Here is a 17741-nt window from a genome sequence, read left to right on the forward strand (position 1 = left end):
CGATTCTTGGAATCGAGGGGATTTTTCGTTTAGCGGGTCGCATAGCGACGTTCGAGCCGATGCTGCCCCGCTTGAATGAGTGTCGACAAGATCCAATAGATCGAGGCCGAGAACAAGAGGAGCGGCATGACCAAATAGGTCGTCGCTGCAATCTGGTCTGAGACGTACGTCAACTCCTGCACGGCGATGACCGACCCGAGCGACGTCGACTTGATGATATCAATCACCGAGTTCGACACCGGTGGGATGGCCCGTGATAACGCTTGTGGGAAGATAATGTCTTTAAAACGTTTCGCCCGCGGGATCCCGAGGGCGACACTCGCCTCGACTTGTCCGCGATCGACCGAATTGATGGCTGCCCGGAACGCCTCCGAGATATAAGCCGCAAAGTGCAGACCCAATCCGAAGATGAGCGCCTGCATCCCGCTCAGTTGGACGAACCCGGTCAACCCGACGTACAAGATGAGCAGTTGCAAGAGCAGCGGCGTGCCCCGGAAGAACGAGGTGTACGTCCGAGTGAACAACCGCAACACTTTGATTGGACTGCTGTAAAGTAACGCGATGATCAGACCGAGCACCAAGGCGAGGATAATCGACAGGATACTGGCGATCAACGTCAATTGTACGGCTTCGATATAGGCCGAACGGTTCTCGATGACGGTCGTGATCAGTTCATTCATTGACTGATGTCCTCACCGAAGTACTTATCACCGATTTCAGCCATCGTTCCGTCTTCTTTCATTTCAGCAAGCGCCTCGTTCAACTGATCGAGCACGTCGCTGTCTTGGCGTGTCATGTACCCCGCCTCGCTCTTGTTGAAGACGTCACCGACCGCTTTCACGTCGTAGCCTGTCTTCTCGAGCTCCGTCAAGATGAAGAGACGGTCGTTGAGTGCTGCGTCGAGACGTCCGACTTGAAGGTCTTGGAGCACTTGGTTCGCACCTTTATAAAACTTCACTTCTGCGCCAGCTTCTTCAGCCATCTGGGCGTAGACCGACCCTTGTGTCGAACCAACGACTTTGCCGTCAAGGTCGTCGATGCCTTTGATGTCTTCATTATCTGAAGCAACGATGACTTGTGCACCTGACACCGCGTACGTATCCGAGAACGCATACTTCTCTTCACGCTCCGGTGTGATACTCATCTGGTTCGCGATCATATCGATGCGTTCCGCGTCGAGTGCCGGGACGAGTCCTTTGAAGTCCATCGGCTCATACTCGACCGTATAGCCGGCACGCTCTGCCGCTTCGTTCAACACGTCGATGTCATACCCTGTGATTTCACCTTTATCTTTGTATGTGAATGGCGGGTATGTCGCTTCCGTCCCGACTGTGATGACTGTTTCTTCAGATCCACTGTCCGTCTCTGTACCGCAAGCTGCGAGCACCCCGAACGATGCGCCGATTGCGAGAACTGCCGTTAATGATTTTTTCATGTTATTTCCGCCTTCCTGATAATCCTTATATGATTACATGGTTTTGAGCAATATACTCATCATACTGACGAGGTTAAAAGAAGTCAAACAAAAACCACCGCTCCCAGTTGAGCGGTGGTACACTAGTCAGTCGATTGCTTTTGCTTGCTTCATAACGTCTCGTTCAATCGCTTCACGTTTCGCCGTCGTCATCTCGGCACTATCCGCGTGAACACTGAAATAGAACTTGATCTTTGGCTCTGTGCCAGACGGGCGAAGGCAGAACCACGACCCGTCCTCGAAGACGAATTTGAGCACGTTCGAAGATGGCAAGTCGATGTCCTCGGTCGTATTTTGACGAAGGTCGGTCGCGACTTGCAGCTTGTAATCCTCGAAGCGGACGACTTCGTAGCCGGCAACTTCTTGCGGCGGGTTGGCACGGAACGATTCCATCATCCGACCGATCTGTTCAAGCCCGGCTTTCCCTTTCAACGTCATCGATTGAAGCGATTCCTCATAAAAGCCATACTTCTCATAAATCGCTTGGAGCGCGTCATACAACGTTCGTCCCTGCTGCTTATGGAAAGCTGCCATCTCGGCGCCGAGCACGCACGCCTGGACAGCGTCTTTATCACGGCAGAAGTCACCGATCAAATAGCCGTAGCTCTCTTCGTAGCCGAACAAGAACTCGTACTCGCCTGACTCCTCGTACTGTTTGATCTTCTCACCGATGAATTTAAAGCCGGTGAGCGTGTTCTCGAGATGCACGCCATACGCTTTGGCGATGGCCGCCCCAAGCTCGGACGTGACGATCGTTTTCGCGACGAATCCGTTCGCTGGCAGCGTGCCGGTCTCGACTTTTTGCGATAGGATGTAATCCATCAAGAGCGCTCCGGTCTGGTTCCCTGTCAAGACGAACCATTCCCCGTCGCGGTCACGCACGGTGAAGCCGACGCGGTCGGCGTCCGGATCGGTCGCCATGAGCAAATCAGCGCTGACACGGTCACCATATTCCATCGCCAGCTTGAACGCCGCCCGCTCTTCCGGGTTCGGAGAACTGACCGTCGGGAACGCGCCGTCTGGTTCGGCTTGTTCTTCGACGATCGTGACATGGTCAAACCCATACGCCTTGAGTCCTTCCATGACCGGTCGGCGACCCGTCCCGTGAAGGGGCGAGAAGACGATTTTGAGGGCGTCTGTTGGGACGTCCTTATGGATTCGAATCGATTGAAGAGCTTCCATGTAAGCCGCATCGACAGACGCATCGACGTTGACGAGTGTCCCGTCGGCGCGGAGCGTTGCTTCGTCTTGGACCGGGATGCTTAACTCGTCCTCGATCGCGTTGACGTAAGACACGAGCTCGTCCGCCTCGGCCGGCGGTAGTTGCCCGCCGTCGGCGCCATATACTTTGAAGCCGTTATACTCAGGCGGGTTATGACTCGCCGTGATGACGACTCCTCCAAACGCGCCTAGGTGTCTGACGGCGAATGACAGTTCTGGCGTTGCCCGTAAGCTCGGGAACAAGTAAGTCTTGATCCCGTTCGATGCAAACGTCCGTGCCGCCTCGAGCGCGAATTCAGGTGAGTAGTGACGTGGATCATGGGCGATGACGACTCCGTGCCGTTTCGCTTCCTCGCCTGACGCCGAAATAAAGTCGGCAAATCCTTGCGCCGCTTTACGAATCGTATAGACGTTCATTCGATTGGCACCTGGTCCGATCTCACCGCGCATACCACCCGTTCCGAATTCAAGCGTCTTATAAAACGCTTCTTCGAGTGTCGTCTCATTTTGTGCCATCTCGTCTAATTCGGTCCGAAGATAAGGTTCAAGTTCCTCATATTGATTCCAACGCTCATATGTTTGTTGCCATGCCATGGTCAATTCCCCTTTCGACGTTCAAATTCAATCGAAGTACTCGCCAATTTGTTCCATCTTGTATACGATGGGAGTAACGAAACTTCGAGGTGATACTATGTTTCCAACTATGCGTGCCCAAGAATTGAAACAAATCGTCCATACGGACTCAATCCGATTTATTGATTGCCGCTATTCATTGAACGACGCTTCATACGGAAAATACGTGTACCGTCAAGGACATCTCCCGAATGCCGTCCATCTCGACTTGATGGAAGACTTGTCAGGCCCTGTGTCCGTTCACGGCGGACGTCACCCGCTCCCGTCAAAAGAAGCGTGGACGGAGACGCTCCGACGCATCGGCATCCAAAAGGACGACTTGATCATTATTTACGACGACGGTTTCCCATACGCCGCACGTGCTTGGTGGTTATTCAAGTGGGCCGGCCATGAGCGCGTCATCGTGCTCGAAGGCGGAATCCAGGCCGGCATCACTTACTCTGGTGAGACAACGACCGAGGTTCCGACGTACCCTGCTTCGACATACGTCCCTGATTTCCACGACGATATGATCGCCACGATCGAAGACGTGCGCGCCGCAACGACAACAGGCGGCCTGTATGACTCAAGGACGGCCGACCGTTACGACGGAAGCCACGAACCGATCGATAAAAAAGCCGGGCATATCCCGAACGCCCTGCTCTGCCCATACGTAGACGCCGTCACGGAGCTCGGGACGCTTCAAGACTTTCACGATTTGCGCGAACTTTACGCCAACGTGCTCGATGTCCCGAACCCGATCTTTTATTGCGGCAGCGGTGTCACCGCTTGCGTGAACATTTTGGCATTGCACGCGCTCGGTAAAGACGATGTCCGTCTCTATCCCGGTTCATACTCTGACTGGATCAGTTATCCAGAAAATAAGGTCCACCCATAACGGGTGGATTTTTTTATTTCACACTCGTCGGCTTGATGTTCCAAACCGCGTTCGCATATTCCGTGATTGTGCGGTCGCTCGAGAAAATACCAGACTTGGCCGTATTGACGATTGAACTTTCCGCCCAACGCGCCTTATCTGCGAACACTTCATCGACGCGTCGCTGTGCCTGCATGTAGGACATAAAGTCTTTCAAGACGAGGAAATCATCGTTATAGACGAGAAGCGAATCAAAGATCGCTTGGAACTGATATTCTCCGACTTTATCGAACGTCCCGTTGACGAGACCGTCGACGACGTTACGTACTTCGGTGTTGGCATGATAAATGTCGGCCGCATGATACCCGCCGAATTTTTTATAGTTCATGACTTCTTGCGGTGTCAATCCGAAAATGAAGATATGGTCATCACCGACCGCATCGCGAATCTCGATGTTCGCCCCGTCAAGCGTACCGATTGTGAGCGCTCCGTTCATCATGAACTTCATGTTTCCGGTTCCTGACGCCTCGTAGCTCGCCGTCGAAATCTGTTCACTAACATCCGAGCCCGGGAAGATTCGTTCTGCCATCGAGACGCGGTAGTTCTCAAGGAACACGATCTTGATGAACTGACTCGCCCGTTTGTCGTTGTTAATCATCGACGCGAGGGCATTGATGTAGCGAATGACTTCTTTCGCGTAATAATAACCTGGCGCCGCTTTCGCTCCGAAGATGAACGTCCGTGGAACCATCGTGAACGTCGGGTCTGTTTGAATCTTTTGATAGAGCGCGTGAATATGCATCGCGTTCATGAGCTGACGCTTATACGCATGCAGACGTTTGACTTGAACATCGAAAATCGAGTTCGGGTCGACACTGATTCCCGTCTCATCTTGAATGTAAGCCGCTAAGTCGAGTTTATTTTGTTGTTTCACTTCCATCACTTGCTCCTGGAAGCTCGTATCTTTCGAGACGTCCATCAACTTCTCAAGATCGTTCGGGTGCTCGATCCATGACGGACCGATTGCGTCCGTGATCAAGTTCGACAGACGCGGATTTGATTTCAAGAGCCAACGGCGATGCGTGATGCCGTTCGTCTTGTTATTGAAACGAAGCGGGAACATTTCATACAAGTGGCGCATCTCGCGTTGTTTTAAAATATCTGTATGAATACGGGCGACCCCGTTCGTCGAATGTGATCCGACGACGGCAAGGTTTGCCATATTAATGTAATTGTTCGAGACGATCGCAATCTCACCCATATGCGGTTCAAGGTGTGGATAATTGACGAGCACGTCTTTACAGAACCGGGTATTAATCTCATTAATGATTTGATAGATTCGTGGTAATAGACGCTCGTACATCTCGACCGGCCACTTTTCAAGTGCCTCGGCGAGAAGTGTATGGTTTGTGAACGACATGACACTTTTCGTCACGCGCCACGCCTCATCCCAGCCATATCCGTGATCATCCATCAAAATCCGCATCAGTTCAGGGATTGCGACGACCGGGTGGGTATCGTTAATGTGGACAGCGTAGTAGTCGCCTAAATGTTTGAGTGATTTGTTGTGTCGCAAGTAAGACGCAATCATCGATTGGACACCCGCTGACACGAAGAAGTACTGTTGTTTCAAACGGAGCACTTTTCCTTCATACGTCGTGTCGTCCGGATAGAGGAACTCCGAGATTGTCGCAATCGACTGCTTGTGTTTCAACAAGTCTTTGTACGACCCTTTCGTGCGTTCCATATACTCTTCGTCATCAAATGGCGACTCCGCATTCCAAAGCCGGAGCGTGTTCACGACGTCGTTCTTGTAACCGATGACCGGCATATCGTATGGAACGGCGCGTACGACTTCGTCTGGATGATGAACGACACGGAGACGGTCTCCGATCTGCTTCATCTCGATCCAGCCCCCAAAATTCACGTCAACCGCACGATCGGCACGGCGAGTCTCCCACATATTCCCATTTCGGAGCCAATTGTCCGGCAACTCGACTTGATAGCCGTCGACGATTTTTTGTTTGAACAAACCGTAACGATAGCGAATCCCGTTACCGTGACCGGGCAGACTGAGCGCGGCAAGCGAATCGAGGAAACAAGCGGCCAGACGGCCGAGGCCGCCGTTACCGAGCCCTGGTTCCGGCTCGAACTCCGTGATTTCTGTGAAATCAAAGCCGAGTTCTTCCAACCCTTCTTGGACAACTTCTAAAACGTCCATACTGAGTAAGTTGTTATAGAGGAAACGGCCTAACAAAAACTCGAGCGAGAAATAGATGACTTGCTTGCTCTGTTTGGCTTCTTGCTTGTCGCGTGTGTTGATCCATTTCGGAATCGCTTGTTCACGCACCATCGTTGCCAACGTTTGATACACTTCCTGCTCGGTCCCTTCATCGAACGATTTCCCGTTTAAGGCGACGAATCTTTCTTGAAACGAAGTGACGAAGCTCTGTTTATCTGTAAACATATATGTGTAAATCTCCTTCCAGTCATGCGAATAGGTGATATAACTCACGGTATTGCTTAGCGGATTGTTTCCAGCTGAAGTCCGAAGTCATCGCTTGATGGACGAGCGCATTCCAAGTGTTATCCTCGTAGAAGACACGAATTGATTTTTCAATCGTCGCGAGCATCTCGTGAGCGTTGTAGTTCAAGAAACCGAATCCAGTCCCTTCTTGCGTGTAATCATTGTAAGGTTTGACCGTGTCTCGAAGTCCGCCTGTCTCACGAACGATCGGAAGTGTTCCATAACGCATCGAGATCAATTGGCTAAGGCCGCACGGTTCGAATCGAGATGGCATCAAGAAGGCGTCTGATCCCGCATAAATCAAGTGGGCCAGTTCGATATCGAACCCAATGTACGACCCGATTTTCCCAGGGTGGGCTGCCGTCATCTCATGGACAATCGCCTCATATTCAGGTTGACCCGATCCAAGGAAGACGAACTGACAGTCCAAATTCCCCAACTCATGGTTCACCGCATGAATCAAATCGAGACCTTTTTGCTCGACGAGACGACTCACGAATCCGATCAACATGATATCATCACGCACTTCGAGACCGTACCGTTCTTGAAGCATGCGCTTGTTGGCAAGCTTCCCTTCTTTGACCGTGTCGAGATCATACGTTTTTGCGATTCGTTTGTCCGTGCTCGGGTCGTTCGTCGCCAAATCGAGACCGTTCAAGATGCCGCGGACGTCGACGGCACGGTGGCGTAGTGCCGCATCTAAACCTTCGCCATAGTAAGGTTCCATGATCTCATCGCGATAAGACGGACTCACCGTCGTGATTTGGTCGGAATGGACGATGCCGGCCTTCATGTAATTGACGAGACCGTTATGTTGGATGCCCTCTGCCGTGAAATGCTCGTGCCCAAACTGCAGCAGTTCACCGAGCACAGCTTCTGGGAAGATCCCTTGGTATTGCAGGTTATGGATAGTAAAGACCGTTCGAATCTTTTGGTACGCTTCGATGTGTTGATAATGGATTCGTAGAAACGCCGGAACGACACCCGTCTGCCAATCGTGGCAGTGCAACACGTCCGGCACTTCTTCAATCTGTCCGATCATCTCAAGGACGGCCCGGGAGAAAAAGGCGAATCGTTCTGCATCATCGTAATGACCGTAGAGCACGCCTTCGCGATTAAAATAGTACTCGTTATCGATAAAGTAATACGTGATCCCGTCGCGCTCTAACTTCAAGACGGCCCCGAACTGCTTACGCCAGCCGACCGGGACGATCAAATCGAATAAATATTCCATCTCATCGACATATTCTTGCGCAATCGAGCCGTACTTCGGCATTACGACACTGACATCTTCACCGAGGCTAGACACCGCTTGAGGGAGCGAGCCAATCACATCGGCAAGCCCCCCCGTTTTCATGAACGGTGCCGCTTCTGAAGCGACATACCATATTTTCATAATATCCTCCTTTAAACCGTTGTCCGTTTTCTGATGACGATCGGTTCATCGACCGTTCCACGAATGACCTGTCCACGTTTCACGACCACTTCTTTGTCTAAAATGGCGTTCTCGACGACAGCTCCTTCTTCGATGATCGACTTGGATAAAATGATTGAATTTTTGACGCGCGCATGTTCACTGATGACCACACCTCGGAACAAAATACTATTTTGAACTTCTCCACTGATTTTACATCCATTGGCGACTAGCGCTTCATTCACTTTCGACCCTTTCAAGTAGCGAGTCGGCGGCTCATGTTTGATCTTCGTGTAAATATGAGGGAAGTCGTAGATGATTCCTTCTTGGCGAAGTAAGCGCATACTTTCATTATAGTACGAAAGCACCGAATGAATCACCTGCATTTTACCCGTATAGTGATATCCGTGAACGTGGAGACGGTGGAGCTGGGGAAGAATAACTCCATCTAACAAGTCATACTCCCCTTTTGACGTCGCTTCATCGACGAGGCGAAGGAATAAGTTTTTCGACATGACGATCGTTTCCGTGTATGCATGCTCATCGTCCGGGCTAAAGCCGCGCTCCCCGATTCCGACGACACGGTCGTTCTCCCCGAGTCGAATCGGACGACAGTAGCCACATTTTTGTTCATGCTCCGTGTAAGCGAGCGTGATGTCCGCCCCCATCGATTTATGATGTTCGAGCATGTTTTGATAATCGATCGTCGTCAACACGTTCGAGCCGGTAATGACAACGTAAGCTTGTTTACTGCGCACGAAGTGTTCCCGGTGCATCGAGAAGTTCGCTAAATCTCCGAGATAGGCTTCGCCATCCGGTTTAAGCGCCGGCGGGAAGATATGCAATCCGCCTTGTGAGCGGTCAAGATCCCACTCTTTGCCTGATCCTACATGGTCCATTAAAGAACGATACTTATCGAGTGTAAAAATCCCAACTTGATCGATACCTTGGGTAATCATATTCGTCAATGTAAAGTCGATGAGACGATAACGCCCTGAGAACGGGACAGCTGCTAAGTTGCGATGTCCCGTCAACTCCGGGAATAACCCCTCTTCGGTACCTAAGTTGATGATTCCTAACAAATCATTCGTCAACAATAACGCCTCCTTGCGTCGGTCTATTTTATAATCAAGCACGTTGCTTGAAGACTGTTCCACTTTCGATATTTTCATGCGGCTCGATGACAACGATGTCACCCCCCGGCTCACCAACTGTCGCGCCATCTTCAATGACGGCACAGCTAGCGACAATGGCTCGGTGAATTGTAACGTCTTTCCCGATGCGGGCCCCTGGCATGATGACGGAGTCTTTCACGAGCGACCCTTCGCCGACACGCACGTCATAGAACAAGACCGAATGTTGGACTTCTCCTTCGATCCGGCAGCCTTCATTGATGACCGACTGCTCGACACAAGCATCTTTTCCGATGAATTGCGGCGTTTGGTTCGGGTTGACCGAGTAAATTTTAAAGTCTGGGTCATATAAATCGAACGGTGGATCTTCTTCGAGAAGGTCCATGTTCGCTTCCCATAGCGACTGGATCGTACCGACGTCTTTCCAGTAGCCTTTGAATTTATAGGCAAAGACGTTCAATCCGTCGAGGAGCGTGTTTGGAATGATGTTCTTCCCGAAGTCAAAGCTTGACGTCTCGTCTTCCGCGTCTTGAATCAAGTGTTCGCGCAACACTTTCCAGTTGAAGATGTAGATTCCCATCGACGCCAAGTTGCTCTTCGGCTTCTCAGGTTTTTCATCGAATTCGTTAATACGTAAATCATCGCCCGTATTCAAGATCCCGAAACGCGGTGCTTCATCCCATGGGACGGCCATGACTGAAATCGTCACATCGGCTTGTTTTTCTTTGTGGAAATCGAGCATCTTCTCGTAATCCATTTTGTAAATGTGATCTCCCGATAAGATCAACACGTACTCCGGATCGTAGTCATCGATATAGCTCAAGTTCCGATAGATCGCATTCGCAGTACCTTCGTACCAGTTTTTCCCCGACTGAGCTTGGTATGGTGGCAGGATAGCTAATCCGCCATTGCGGCGATCTAAATCCCAGGCAGACCCGATGCCGAGGTAACGGTTTAATTCTAACGGCTCATATTGTGTCAACACACCGACTGTCGTGATTCCCGAATTCGTACAGTTCGATAGTGGGAAATCGATGATCCGGTACTTCCCTCCAAAGTTGACGGCAGGCTTTGCCGTCTTCCTTGTGAGAGGCCCAAGTCTCTTGCCTTCCCCGCCAGCGAGGAGCATCGCAACCATTTCTTGCTTCATAGTACTGCCTCCTAAATTCATAATATAAACCTCTAATACCCTTTTTCGCTGTTTCCTAATGTATTCCTGCTTAAATTATTATATGATAGCGTTTACATTTTGAATTTTATCGAAAGATTGACGATATAATGAATAGAGAAAGAGGTGAGACGATGAGAGCATGGCTCGGGGTTGTGTTTATTGCTGGATTGGTTGCCGTTGGCTTCACAGTCAGCGGAGCTTTAAAAGAAGAGATTGACCAAGCGAAAACGATTGTCGCGTGGGGTGAAGAGGCCGTCAGCTCCGCTCCGCTCTCATCGAAACATGCTGTCATGCTGACTTATAAAGGAGGGACGGAACAGTTGTACTTGAACGGTCGCCGCAACGATGTCTCCGTCGATGGGCTTCCGAATCACATCCGTGAAGCAATCATCGTCATTGAGGACCGGAAGTTCAACGCCCATCCCGGCTATGACCTCGGAGGGATTGCCCGAGCGTTCATCAATAACGCGAACGAATCGTCGGTCCAAGGCGGGAGCACGATTACCCAACAACTGGCCCGGAATGAATATTTAACGCACGAACGGACGTATGAGCGCAAAGTAAAGGAATTAATGATCGCGCGAGCGCTCGAAAAAAATTATAGTAAAAAAGAAATTATGACCGCCTACAGCAACGTCATTTTCTTCGGTCATAACATCTATGGTATCCAGTCGGCGGCCGATACGTACTTCTCCCGTCCGCTCAACGATTTGAACTGGAACCAGATCGCTTACTTGTTGACCGTGCCGAACAATCCGTCCCTTTACGACCCGCTTGACCCGTCGGCTGCCTTTTACGAGCGTAAAGATCGCATCCTCACGCAATTGAGAGATGCGGGCGTCCTATCAAAGCAAGCATATGATGCGTTTCACGGCGTCAAACTCAAGGCCTCTTATCGCAGCCACAAAGTCCGCTATCCAGACTATATGGACACGGTCATGAAAGACGCGGTCCGCCTCGTCCGTACACGTTATGACCTCGATGAAGAGGCGGCCAAAAACTACTTGGCGAGCAATAAAGCGACAGTCGAAACGTATTTGTCCGTCGAACGTCAAAACCAAGCGAAACAAGTGATGAGCCGCTTACCGAACGGCTTGAACGGCGGCTATGCCGAATTGACGCCGAACGGGCGCATCGTCGCCCTCGTCGATTCTGAGATGAAGCAGAGTGGTGAATTCAACCGGGCCACCCAAGCGTACCGGCAGCCGGGCTCGGCTATAAAACCTGTCCTTGTGTTTGCGCCTTACATCGAAGAGACCGGAGCGAAGCTCGATACGGTGCTTGACGGACGACCTGTCTGTTACGGGACGTATTGCCCGACGAACAGTGGCAACCGTGTCCTGGGCGACGTCACGCTCCAAGATACGGTCGCTTACTCGTATAACACCCCGGCACTCGCCGCATTCACGGCGATCGACCAAGAGCGAGCGTACGAGACGGCCGACATGATGTTCAGTCAGTGGGATCCCGACAAAGACAGCAATCTCGCGAGCGCGCTCGGCGGTCTGACACAAGGAGTATCTCCGAAGGAACTCGCTGCCGCGTATACGCCTTTTCTCAATAAAGGTGTGTACGTATCTGGTCAGACGATTAAAGAAATCCGCTTTGCTTCGGGTGCCCCGACAATCAGCCCGGGCATGATGAAACAAGCCGTCTGGTCGGACGAGACGGCCTCGGCGATGCAAGAAGCGTTATCTGCCGTCACAACGTACGGAACGGGACGTTACGCCGGCCAGATCAAGCGCCCTTACGTCGGAGGCAAGACCGGCACGACCAACTCGCATAAGGACATGTGGTATGTCGGCTTGACCGATCAAACGATCACGGCGATCTGGCTCGGTGCCGACACGCCGCGTCCGTTCCCGGAGCTTGCCAACCGGGCGTACCCGGCCATCATTTGGACAGAAGCGCACCGTTAAAAAACAACAAGGCTAGAGGACGCATCCTCTAGCCTTGTTTCGTCTGTCTGTATATTTTGACGGTAAATGCGCTCCAAGCTACGCGTAGTTCGGTTTCGTCAATCACTTTCCACGGATTAAACATCGTCTGGCCGTTCTTGTTGAAGAACAGCTCATCGTCTATACGATACGTCGCGTGCTGCAAACGTCCGGCGTCATCCCAAAAAGTGAGAACGTCCCCTGCCTCAGCTGCCGCATCGACTTGAGTATAAGACGCATGAGCCAGTGTCTGTAGAAACGTCTTCGGATGGACCCATTGCGTGATCAACCAGTCTTCCCCCGTCACAGCAAACAGTGTTGCCGCTAAGCAGTTGCTCCCCGCCACCGTCGAGAACATATTGGCGTATCTCTTCAAATGACTTGGTGCTTCAAGTGGTAAATCATGTGCGTCCCATACATCCCATTCTTTCGCGTAGTTCAGCACTAGCTGACGGCGCTCGAAGTTCGTCATCAGCGCCCATACATTTTGTTGCAAGACGAGGTATCTCGCCCCGTCCACGTTGATGATATAAGGCATCCACTCTCGTCTGGATTCGTCGTCCGTTAACCGAAAGACAAGACCTCGGCCGAACGTGGCCTGAAATGTGAGCACATCGCTTCTCAACGCGTCCGGTAACGATGCTATCCACCCGCTAGGCGCATGGACGACGTGCGTCGCGACCGGATCGACCGTCCAGTATGTATAGCTGTTGGCGACGCTAATATCCCGATATGTCGGATGCTGACTGAACTCTTCTCTTGGTATGAGCAACATGCCTGGAGAATGGTCGAGCCGCGATAGTAGCCGCTCATCGATAAAGTACAAATCATGAGCAGGCATAAACGACTTGATCCATTCGCTGATCACAGCTTCTGAAGGGGCTAGTTTTATGTGAGGGCCGTTCATAAGATGATATCCCCGACCGAGTTAAACAGCCTGAGGAGCGCCCAGACGAGCCCACTTAAAAGAATCGCCCACATCATCGCTTGAATCAACAAGAGCCCGATTGCACGAAGTGTCGACATCAACTGACTGACTTGCCAAATATAGTAGAATAAATAGACGACAAACGTGCCAAGCAAGACCGCAACCGCTGCCGGCAGTGAAGTCAAAAACAAAAAACTGACACCTGAACCGACCAAAAAAATCGTTGCTCCTGGCTTTAAGCGATGGAGCGAGCTCCCGTTCGTCTCACGCGCAAAAAATGCGAAACCGAGTTGGTTGAACGTATCGGCGACGAGTTTAAAGGCGCTAAACAGCATGAAGTATATCGTGAAGAACATGACGAGCACGAGGATCTTCGTCTCTTGAACAGACAACAGCGCGATGATTTCACTATACACCCCGACACGCGTCAGCCATTGAATGGCGTATTCAGACGTGGCGATAGCGAGTGACATCGAAAAAAGAATGATCCCAATCAACGGGGCGTAGCTTAACAAGTACACATTTGTTTTCATATAGGCTCTCATTTCACAAGAATTTCTCATATTCAGTGCAAATCTATTATCAAGTATATTATAATATTCGTAGTCACGGAGAACAAAAGGGGGATTTTTAAATGGGTTTATTACTAATGGTCGGAATCAGCGTCGTCTTCCTTGCGGCAATCTTAACAGCAGGATACAACAGAAAACCTGAAGGTAATCAATAAGAGCCGCGATTCTCACGAATCGGGCTCTTTTTTCTTACTTTAATCCCGCATAGCTTTGCTGGCGCAGTGCCTCATAGACGATGATGGCTGCCGTGTTCGAGACGTTGAGCGAACGGACGAGGTTTGACTGGGGCAAGCGGATGCAGCGGTCAAGGTTGTCCTCGATCACTTCCATCGGCAAACCTTTCGTCTCACGTCCGAAGACGAAGAAATAGTCCTTCTCGACGTCAGACACGTCAAGGTCACTCGGATACTGTTCGCCGTACTTTGTAATATAGAAAAATTCGCCGTCCGGATGTTGTGCCCATAGTTCGTCAAGCGAGTCATGGTAACGGACGTCGACGAACTGCCAATAGTCGAGGCCGGCCCGTTTTAACATCTTGTCATCCGTCGAGAAGCCGAGCGGACGAATCAGATGGAGCACCGAGTTCGTTGCCGCACACGTCCGCGAGACGTTGCCCGTATTTGCCGGGATTTCCGGTTGAAACATTACTACATGGTTAGCCATAATCTATTCCTCACTTCACTTGTTCGATATCGAGTAATCGTTGTTTTTGATCGAGCCCGCCCGCAAAACCCGTGAGCTGTCCGCTGCTGCCGACGACACGATGGCACGGGAAGATGACAGGCAGCGGATTACGGTTCAACGCCTGGCCGACGGCACGGACTGCTTTCGGACGTCCAATCTGTTCCGCGATTTGTTTATACGTCCGCGTCTCACCAGACGGGATCGTCAACAACGCATCCCACACTTCTTGTTGGAAAACCGTCCCGTTCATATCAATCCACACGCGGTCAATTTCTTGGAGCCCTTCCCGTTCGACCCGTTCGATCATGTCGACGAGCCACACCGGTGCGCTCCCATCTGCCTGTTCTGTTTCCGCAAAATCTAACGCGATTAATTTCCCCTGCTCATTTAATTCGTATGATAACGTTCCCCATTTAGATGACACGGTCTTCACGTTCCCACTCCTCTCGGAATATACGAATCTCTTCTTTAACTAGTTCTGATTGCTCTACGCGTTCAATCTCTTGATAGATTGCTTCGGCGTCAGTACCGAGAATCGCGCCGATCGCCCAAACAGCCGTCGCCCGCATGTCTTCACGCTCATCGGTTTGAATGAATGTTTCGAGCACCGAGACGGCTGACGGTTCACGGTAATGTGCGAGCGCTAAGATCGCGTTACGTTGAATCGGCTTCTTGCCGCGCCACGAACCGGACAAATGACCAAACTTCGCCTTGAACTCGCGGTTACTCAAGCTGAGCAACGGTTCGAGCAGCGGTTTGACGACTTCTGCCTCCGGCAACAGCTCTTCATGATGGCGCCAATCTTTCTTACGGTTATATGGACAGACTTGTTGGCACGTATCACAGCCGTAAAGGCGTCCGCCAAGCTGCGAGCGGAACTCTCGCGGCATGAGCGTCTTCATCTGGGTCAAGTAAGCGATGCACCGTTTGGCGTCAAGCACACCCGGTTCGACGAGCGCCGTCGTCGGACAGGCGGTCATACATTTATCACAGTCCCCGCACCCGTCCTCGATTGCTGTATCGGGCGGCAGATACGTGTCTAAAATCATCTCCCCCAAGTACAGGTAAGATCCCTTCTCCGGCGAAATGATCGAGCAATTTTTTCCACTAAATCCGATTCCGGCCCGTTCGGCCACAGCCCGATCGACAAGTTCACCCGTGTCGACCATCGAGCGCGTTTTGACGCCAGGAACGAGTTCTTCGATATACGCTTGAAGCTGTTCAAGCCGTGAGCCGACGGCGCGATGATAGTCAAGCCCCCACGAGGCACGCGCGAACAGCCCACGCCGTTCGCCCGCCACGCTCCGGGGCGCATCTTTCAATTTGCTCGGGTAGGCGACCGCAATCGCAATGATTGACTGGGCGTCCTGTAACAATAGTTCAGGCGTCGTCCGCTTATCAAGGTCGGGTTCTTCAAATCCTGAAGCGAAGCCTTTCTCTTGTTGTTTGATGAGCCGTTGTTTCATGACGATGAACGGATCGGCCGTCGTCACTTTCAACTCATCGATCCCGATTGACGCAGCGTACTCGACAATCTGTTGTTTTAGTATCTCAGGAGTCATCCCATTCATCACCTCACTCTTCTTATTTTCGCATACAAAAAATCTCCCCGCCACTAAGGGCAGAGAGATATGAAGCGGGTGAAGAGAATCGAACTCTCGTCATCAGCTTGGAAGGCTGAGGTTTTACCATTAAACTACACCCGCAGAGAGTACCGGTGGTCGGAGTCGAACCGACACTCCAGAGGAACACGATTTTGAGTCGTGCGCGTCTACCAATTCCGCCACACCGGCATATTATGTTGGAGGCGCCAGTCGGAATCGAACCGACGATAGAGGAGTTGCAGTCCTCTGCCTTACCACTTGGCTATGGCGCCAAAGAGATTAAATGGAGCGGAAGACGGGATTCGAACCCGCGACCCCGACCTTGGCAAGGTCGTATTCTACCACTGAACTACTTCCGCAAAATGGCTGGGCTGGAAGGGATCGAACCTACGCATGTCGGAATCAAAATCCGATGCCTTACCACTTGGCTACAGCCCAACAAAATGGGGCGACTGAAGGGAATTGAACCCTCGAATGCCGGAATCACAATCCGGTGCGTTAACCACTTCGCCACAATCGCCATAATAAACAGGGGCAGCAGGAATCGAACCCGCGCTGACGGTTTTGGAGACCGTAGTTCTACCGCTAAACTATGCCCCTAAGTGGTGGGGGGGGGCGGATTCGAACCGCCGAACCCGAGGGAGCGGATTTACAGTCCGCCGCGTTTAGCCACTTCGCTACCCCCCCACATGGTGGCTTTGGACGGAATCGAACCGCCGACACAAGGATTTTCAGTCCTTTGCTCTACCAACTGAGCTACAAAGCCATGTATGTAGTAATTTAGTTAAATAAAAAAATGGCGGTCCTGACGGGATTCGAACCCGCGATCTCCTGCGTGACAGGCAGGCATGTTAACCGCTACACCACAGGACCACACAATTGCGGGGGCTGGATTTGAACCAACGACCTTTGGGTTATGAGCCCAACGAGCTACCAGACTGCTCCACCCCGCGACGATATAAAATTTAAATGGTGACCCGTACGGGAATCGAACCCGTGTTACCGCCGTGAAAGGGCGGTGTCTTAACCGCTTGACCAACGGGCCATAATTAGTATGGATAAACTGGCGGAGAGCAAGGGATTCGAACCCTTGAGACGGTTGTGCCGCCTACACGAATTCCAATCGTGCTCCTTCGGCCACTCGGACAGCTCTCCAAAAAAGAGAAAAAGTGGCTCCGCAAGTAGGATTTGAACCTACGACCTACCGGTTAACAGCCGGTTGCTCTACCACTGAGCTATTGCGGAACGATCTTGCCTGGCAACGTCCTATCCTCACAGGGGGAGACCCCCAACTACTTTCGGCGCTGAAGCGCTTAACTTCCGTGTTCGGCATGGGAACGGGTGTGGCCGCTTCGCTATCGCCACCAGACAAGTATTATATTAACATCATTTAACAGTGACGTCAATATGTTTTTAAGAGATTGAACTCTCAAAACTGAAGACTCATCAATACAAACCATTTCTAGATCAAAGCCTCGACCGATTAGTATCATTCAGCTCCACACGTCGCCGTGCTTCCACCCATGACCTATCTACCTCATCGTCTCTGAGGGGTCTTTCTTGATTGCTCAAAGGGAAATCTCATCT

The 17741-nt window shown here is 51.4% G+C and carries 14 protein-coding genes, 14 tRNA genes and 2 rRNA genes; 2 read left to right on the forward strand and 28 right to left on the reverse strand.

Going from position 1 to position 17741, the window contains the following annotated elements:
• Nucleotides 1-29: 29 nt before the first annotated feature.
• The 3 genes from EVJ21_RS04665 to EVJ21_RS04675 all read right to left on the reverse strand — a co-directional run bounded on the left by EVJ21_RS04665 (nucleotide 30) and on the right by EVJ21_RS04675 (nucleotide 3289).
• Nucleotides 30-680: an amino acid ABC transporter permease gene (locus EVJ21_RS04665; RefSeq protein WP_016510211.1), complete on the reverse strand. Its 651-nt coding sequence runs from the start codon at nucleotides 678-680 to the stop codon at nucleotides 30-32.
• Nucleotides 677-1435, reverse strand: coding sequence for a transporter substrate-binding domain-containing protein (locus EVJ21_RS04670; RefSeq protein ID WP_131489974.1), 759 nt, complete (start codon nucleotides 1433-1435; stop codon nucleotides 677-679). Before EVJ21_RS04670 ends, EVJ21_RS04665 begins: the two co-directional genes overlap by 4 nt.
• A 126-nt stretch (nucleotides 1436-1561) precedes the next feature.
• Nucleotides 1562-3289, reverse strand: a complete 1728-nt coding sequence (locus EVJ21_RS04675; RefSeq protein ID WP_131466195.1) for a phospho-sugar mutase — start codon at nucleotides 3287-3289, stop codon at nucleotides 1562-1564.
• 97 nt (nucleotides 3290-3386) lie between these two features.
• On the opposite strand from EVJ21_RS04675, the gene EVJ21_RS04680 reads away from it, so the two are divergent.
• Entirely contained in the window at nucleotides 3387-4205 is an 819-nt protein-coding gene (locus EVJ21_RS04680) for a sulfurtransferase (RefSeq protein ID WP_236636557.1), read from the forward strand.
• Nucleotides 4206-4218: 13 nt separating this feature from the next.
• Here the strand turns inward: EVJ21_RS04680 and EVJ21_RS04685 are convergent, their stop codons facing one another.
• From EVJ21_RS04685 to EVJ21_RS04700, 4 genes are read right to left on the reverse strand one after another with little or no spacing between them, the layout of a single operon-like run.
• Nucleotides 4219-6651 (reverse strand): glycogen/starch/alpha-glucan phosphorylase, encoded by a 2433-nt coding sequence (locus EVJ21_RS04685; RefSeq protein ID WP_131466197.1) that lies wholly within the window; start codon nucleotides 6649-6651, stop codon nucleotides 4219-4221.
• A gap of 22 nt (nucleotides 6652-6673) precedes the next feature.
• Nucleotides 6674-8107: a glycogen synthase GlgA gene (gene glgA, locus EVJ21_RS04690; RefSeq protein WP_131466199.1), complete on the reverse strand. Its 1434-nt coding sequence runs from the start codon at nucleotides 8105-8107 to the stop codon at nucleotides 6674-6676.
• An 11-nt stretch (nucleotides 8108-8118) separates the two neighbouring features.
• The gene (gene glgD, locus EVJ21_RS04695; protein WP_131441613.1) at nucleotides 8119-9219 is read right to left on the reverse strand and encodes a glucose-1-phosphate adenylyltransferase subunit GlgD; all 1101 of its coding nucleotides are present in this window, start codon (nucleotides 9217-9219) and stop codon (nucleotides 8119-8121) included.
• Between the two features lie 34 nt (nucleotides 9220-9253).
• A complete protein-coding gene (locus EVJ21_RS04700; RefSeq protein WP_131466201.1) occupies nucleotides 9254-10408 on the reverse strand; it encodes a glucose-1-phosphate adenylyltransferase in 1155 nt (384 codons plus the stop codon).
• 152 nt (nucleotides 10409-10560) lie between these two features.
• On the opposite strand from EVJ21_RS04700, the gene EVJ21_RS04705 reads away from it, so the two are divergent.
• Nucleotides 10561-12348, forward strand: a complete 1788-nt coding sequence (locus EVJ21_RS04705; protein ID WP_236633553.1) for a transglycosylase domain-containing protein — start codon at nucleotides 10561-10563, stop codon at nucleotides 12346-12348.
• A 28-nt stretch (nucleotides 12349-12376) separates the two neighbouring features.
• On the opposite strand, the gene EVJ21_RS04710 is transcribed toward EVJ21_RS04705, so the two are convergent.
• The 21 genes from EVJ21_RS04710 to EVJ21_RS04810 form a co-directional block, all read right to left on the reverse strand.
• Nucleotides 12377-13273, reverse strand: coding sequence for a hypothetical protein (locus EVJ21_RS04710; protein WP_145963256.1), 897 nt, complete (start codon nucleotides 13271-13273; stop codon nucleotides 12377-12379).
• Complete coding sequence (locus EVJ21_RS04715) at nucleotides 13270-13827, reverse strand: DUF5366 family protein (protein ID WP_070327890.1); 558 nt, start codon at nucleotides 13825-13827, stop codon at nucleotides 13270-13272. Before EVJ21_RS04715 ends, EVJ21_RS04710 begins: the two co-directional genes overlap by 4 nt.
• A gap of 228 nt (nucleotides 13828-14055) precedes the next feature.
• A complete protein-coding gene (trmL, locus tag EVJ21_RS04720; RefSeq protein WP_070327891.1) occupies nucleotides 14056-14529 on the reverse strand; it encodes a tRNA (uridine(34)/cytosine(34)/5-carboxymethylaminomethyluridine(34)-2'-O)-methyltransferase TrmL in 474 nt (157 codons plus the stop codon).
• Between the two features lie 10 nt (nucleotides 14530-14539).
• Nucleotides 14540-14974: a methylated-DNA--[protein]-cysteine S-methyltransferase gene (locus EVJ21_RS04725; RefSeq protein WP_070327983.1), complete on the reverse strand. Its 435-nt coding sequence runs from the start codon at nucleotides 14972-14974 to the stop codon at nucleotides 14540-14542.
• The gene (queG, locus tag EVJ21_RS04730; RefSeq protein ID WP_131489998.1) at nucleotides 14964-16112 is read right to left on the reverse strand and encodes a tRNA epoxyqueuosine(34) reductase QueG; all 1149 of its coding nucleotides are present in this window, start codon (nucleotides 16110-16112) and stop codon (nucleotides 14964-14966) included. The genes EVJ21_RS04725 and queG overlap by 11 nt, the downstream gene beginning before the upstream one ends.
• A gap of 73 nt (nucleotides 16113-16185) precedes the next feature.
• Nucleotides 16186-16256, reverse strand: a tRNA-Gly gene (locus EVJ21_RS04735).
• 6 nt (nucleotides 16257-16262) lie between these two features.
• Nucleotides 16263-16343: transfer RNA gene (locus EVJ21_RS04740), tRNA-Leu, on the reverse strand.
• Between the two features lie 9 nt (nucleotides 16344-16352).
• Nucleotides 16353-16426, reverse strand: a tRNA-Cys gene (locus tag EVJ21_RS04745).
• 12 nt (nucleotides 16427-16438) lie between these two features.
• Nucleotides 16439-16513, reverse strand: a tRNA-Gly gene (locus EVJ21_RS04750).
• A gap of 4 nt (nucleotides 16514-16517) precedes the next feature.
• Nucleotides 16518-16592: transfer RNA gene (locus EVJ21_RS04755), tRNA-Gln, on the reverse strand.
• Nucleotides 16593-16598: 6 nt separating this feature from the next.
• A tRNA-His gene (locus EVJ21_RS04760) sits at nucleotides 16599-16674 on the reverse strand.
• 9 nt (nucleotides 16675-16683) lie between these two features.
• Nucleotides 16684-16754 (reverse strand) — tRNA-Trp (locus tag EVJ21_RS04765).
• A 3-nt stretch (nucleotides 16755-16757) separates the two neighbouring features.
• Nucleotides 16758-16841, reverse strand: a tRNA-Tyr gene (locus EVJ21_RS04770).
• Between the two features lie 3 nt (nucleotides 16842-16844).
• Nucleotides 16845-16920 (reverse strand) — tRNA-Phe (locus EVJ21_RS04775).
• A gap of 31 nt (nucleotides 16921-16951) precedes the next feature.
• Nucleotides 16952-17027: transfer RNA gene (locus tag EVJ21_RS04780), tRNA-Asp, on the reverse strand.
• Nucleotides 17028-17033: 6 nt separating this feature from the next.
• Nucleotides 17034-17107, reverse strand: a tRNA-Met gene (locus EVJ21_RS04785).
• A gap of 17 nt (nucleotides 17108-17124) precedes the next feature.
• A tRNA-Glu gene (locus EVJ21_RS04790) sits at nucleotides 17125-17199 on the reverse strand.
• 19 nt (nucleotides 17200-17218) lie between these two features.
• Nucleotides 17219-17309: transfer RNA gene (locus tag EVJ21_RS04795), tRNA-Ser, on the reverse strand.
• Nucleotides 17310-17324: 15 nt separating this feature from the next.
• Nucleotides 17325-17399: transfer RNA gene (locus tag EVJ21_RS04800), tRNA-Asn, on the reverse strand.
• Between the two features lie 8 nt (nucleotides 17400-17407).
• Nucleotides 17408-17523 (reverse strand): 5S ribosomal RNA (rrf, locus tag EVJ21_RS04805).
• 94 nt (nucleotides 17524-17617) lie between these two features.
• Nucleotides 17618-17741 (reverse strand): 23S ribosomal RNA (locus EVJ21_RS04810); the annotation flags it as partial.

It is taken from the genome of Exiguobacterium sp. SH0S2 (genome assembly GCF_004337185.1).
In the GTDB taxonomy this organism is placed as follows: Bacteria; Bacillota; Bacilli; order Exiguobacteriales; family Exiguobacteriaceae; genus Exiguobacterium; species Exiguobacterium aurantiacum_A.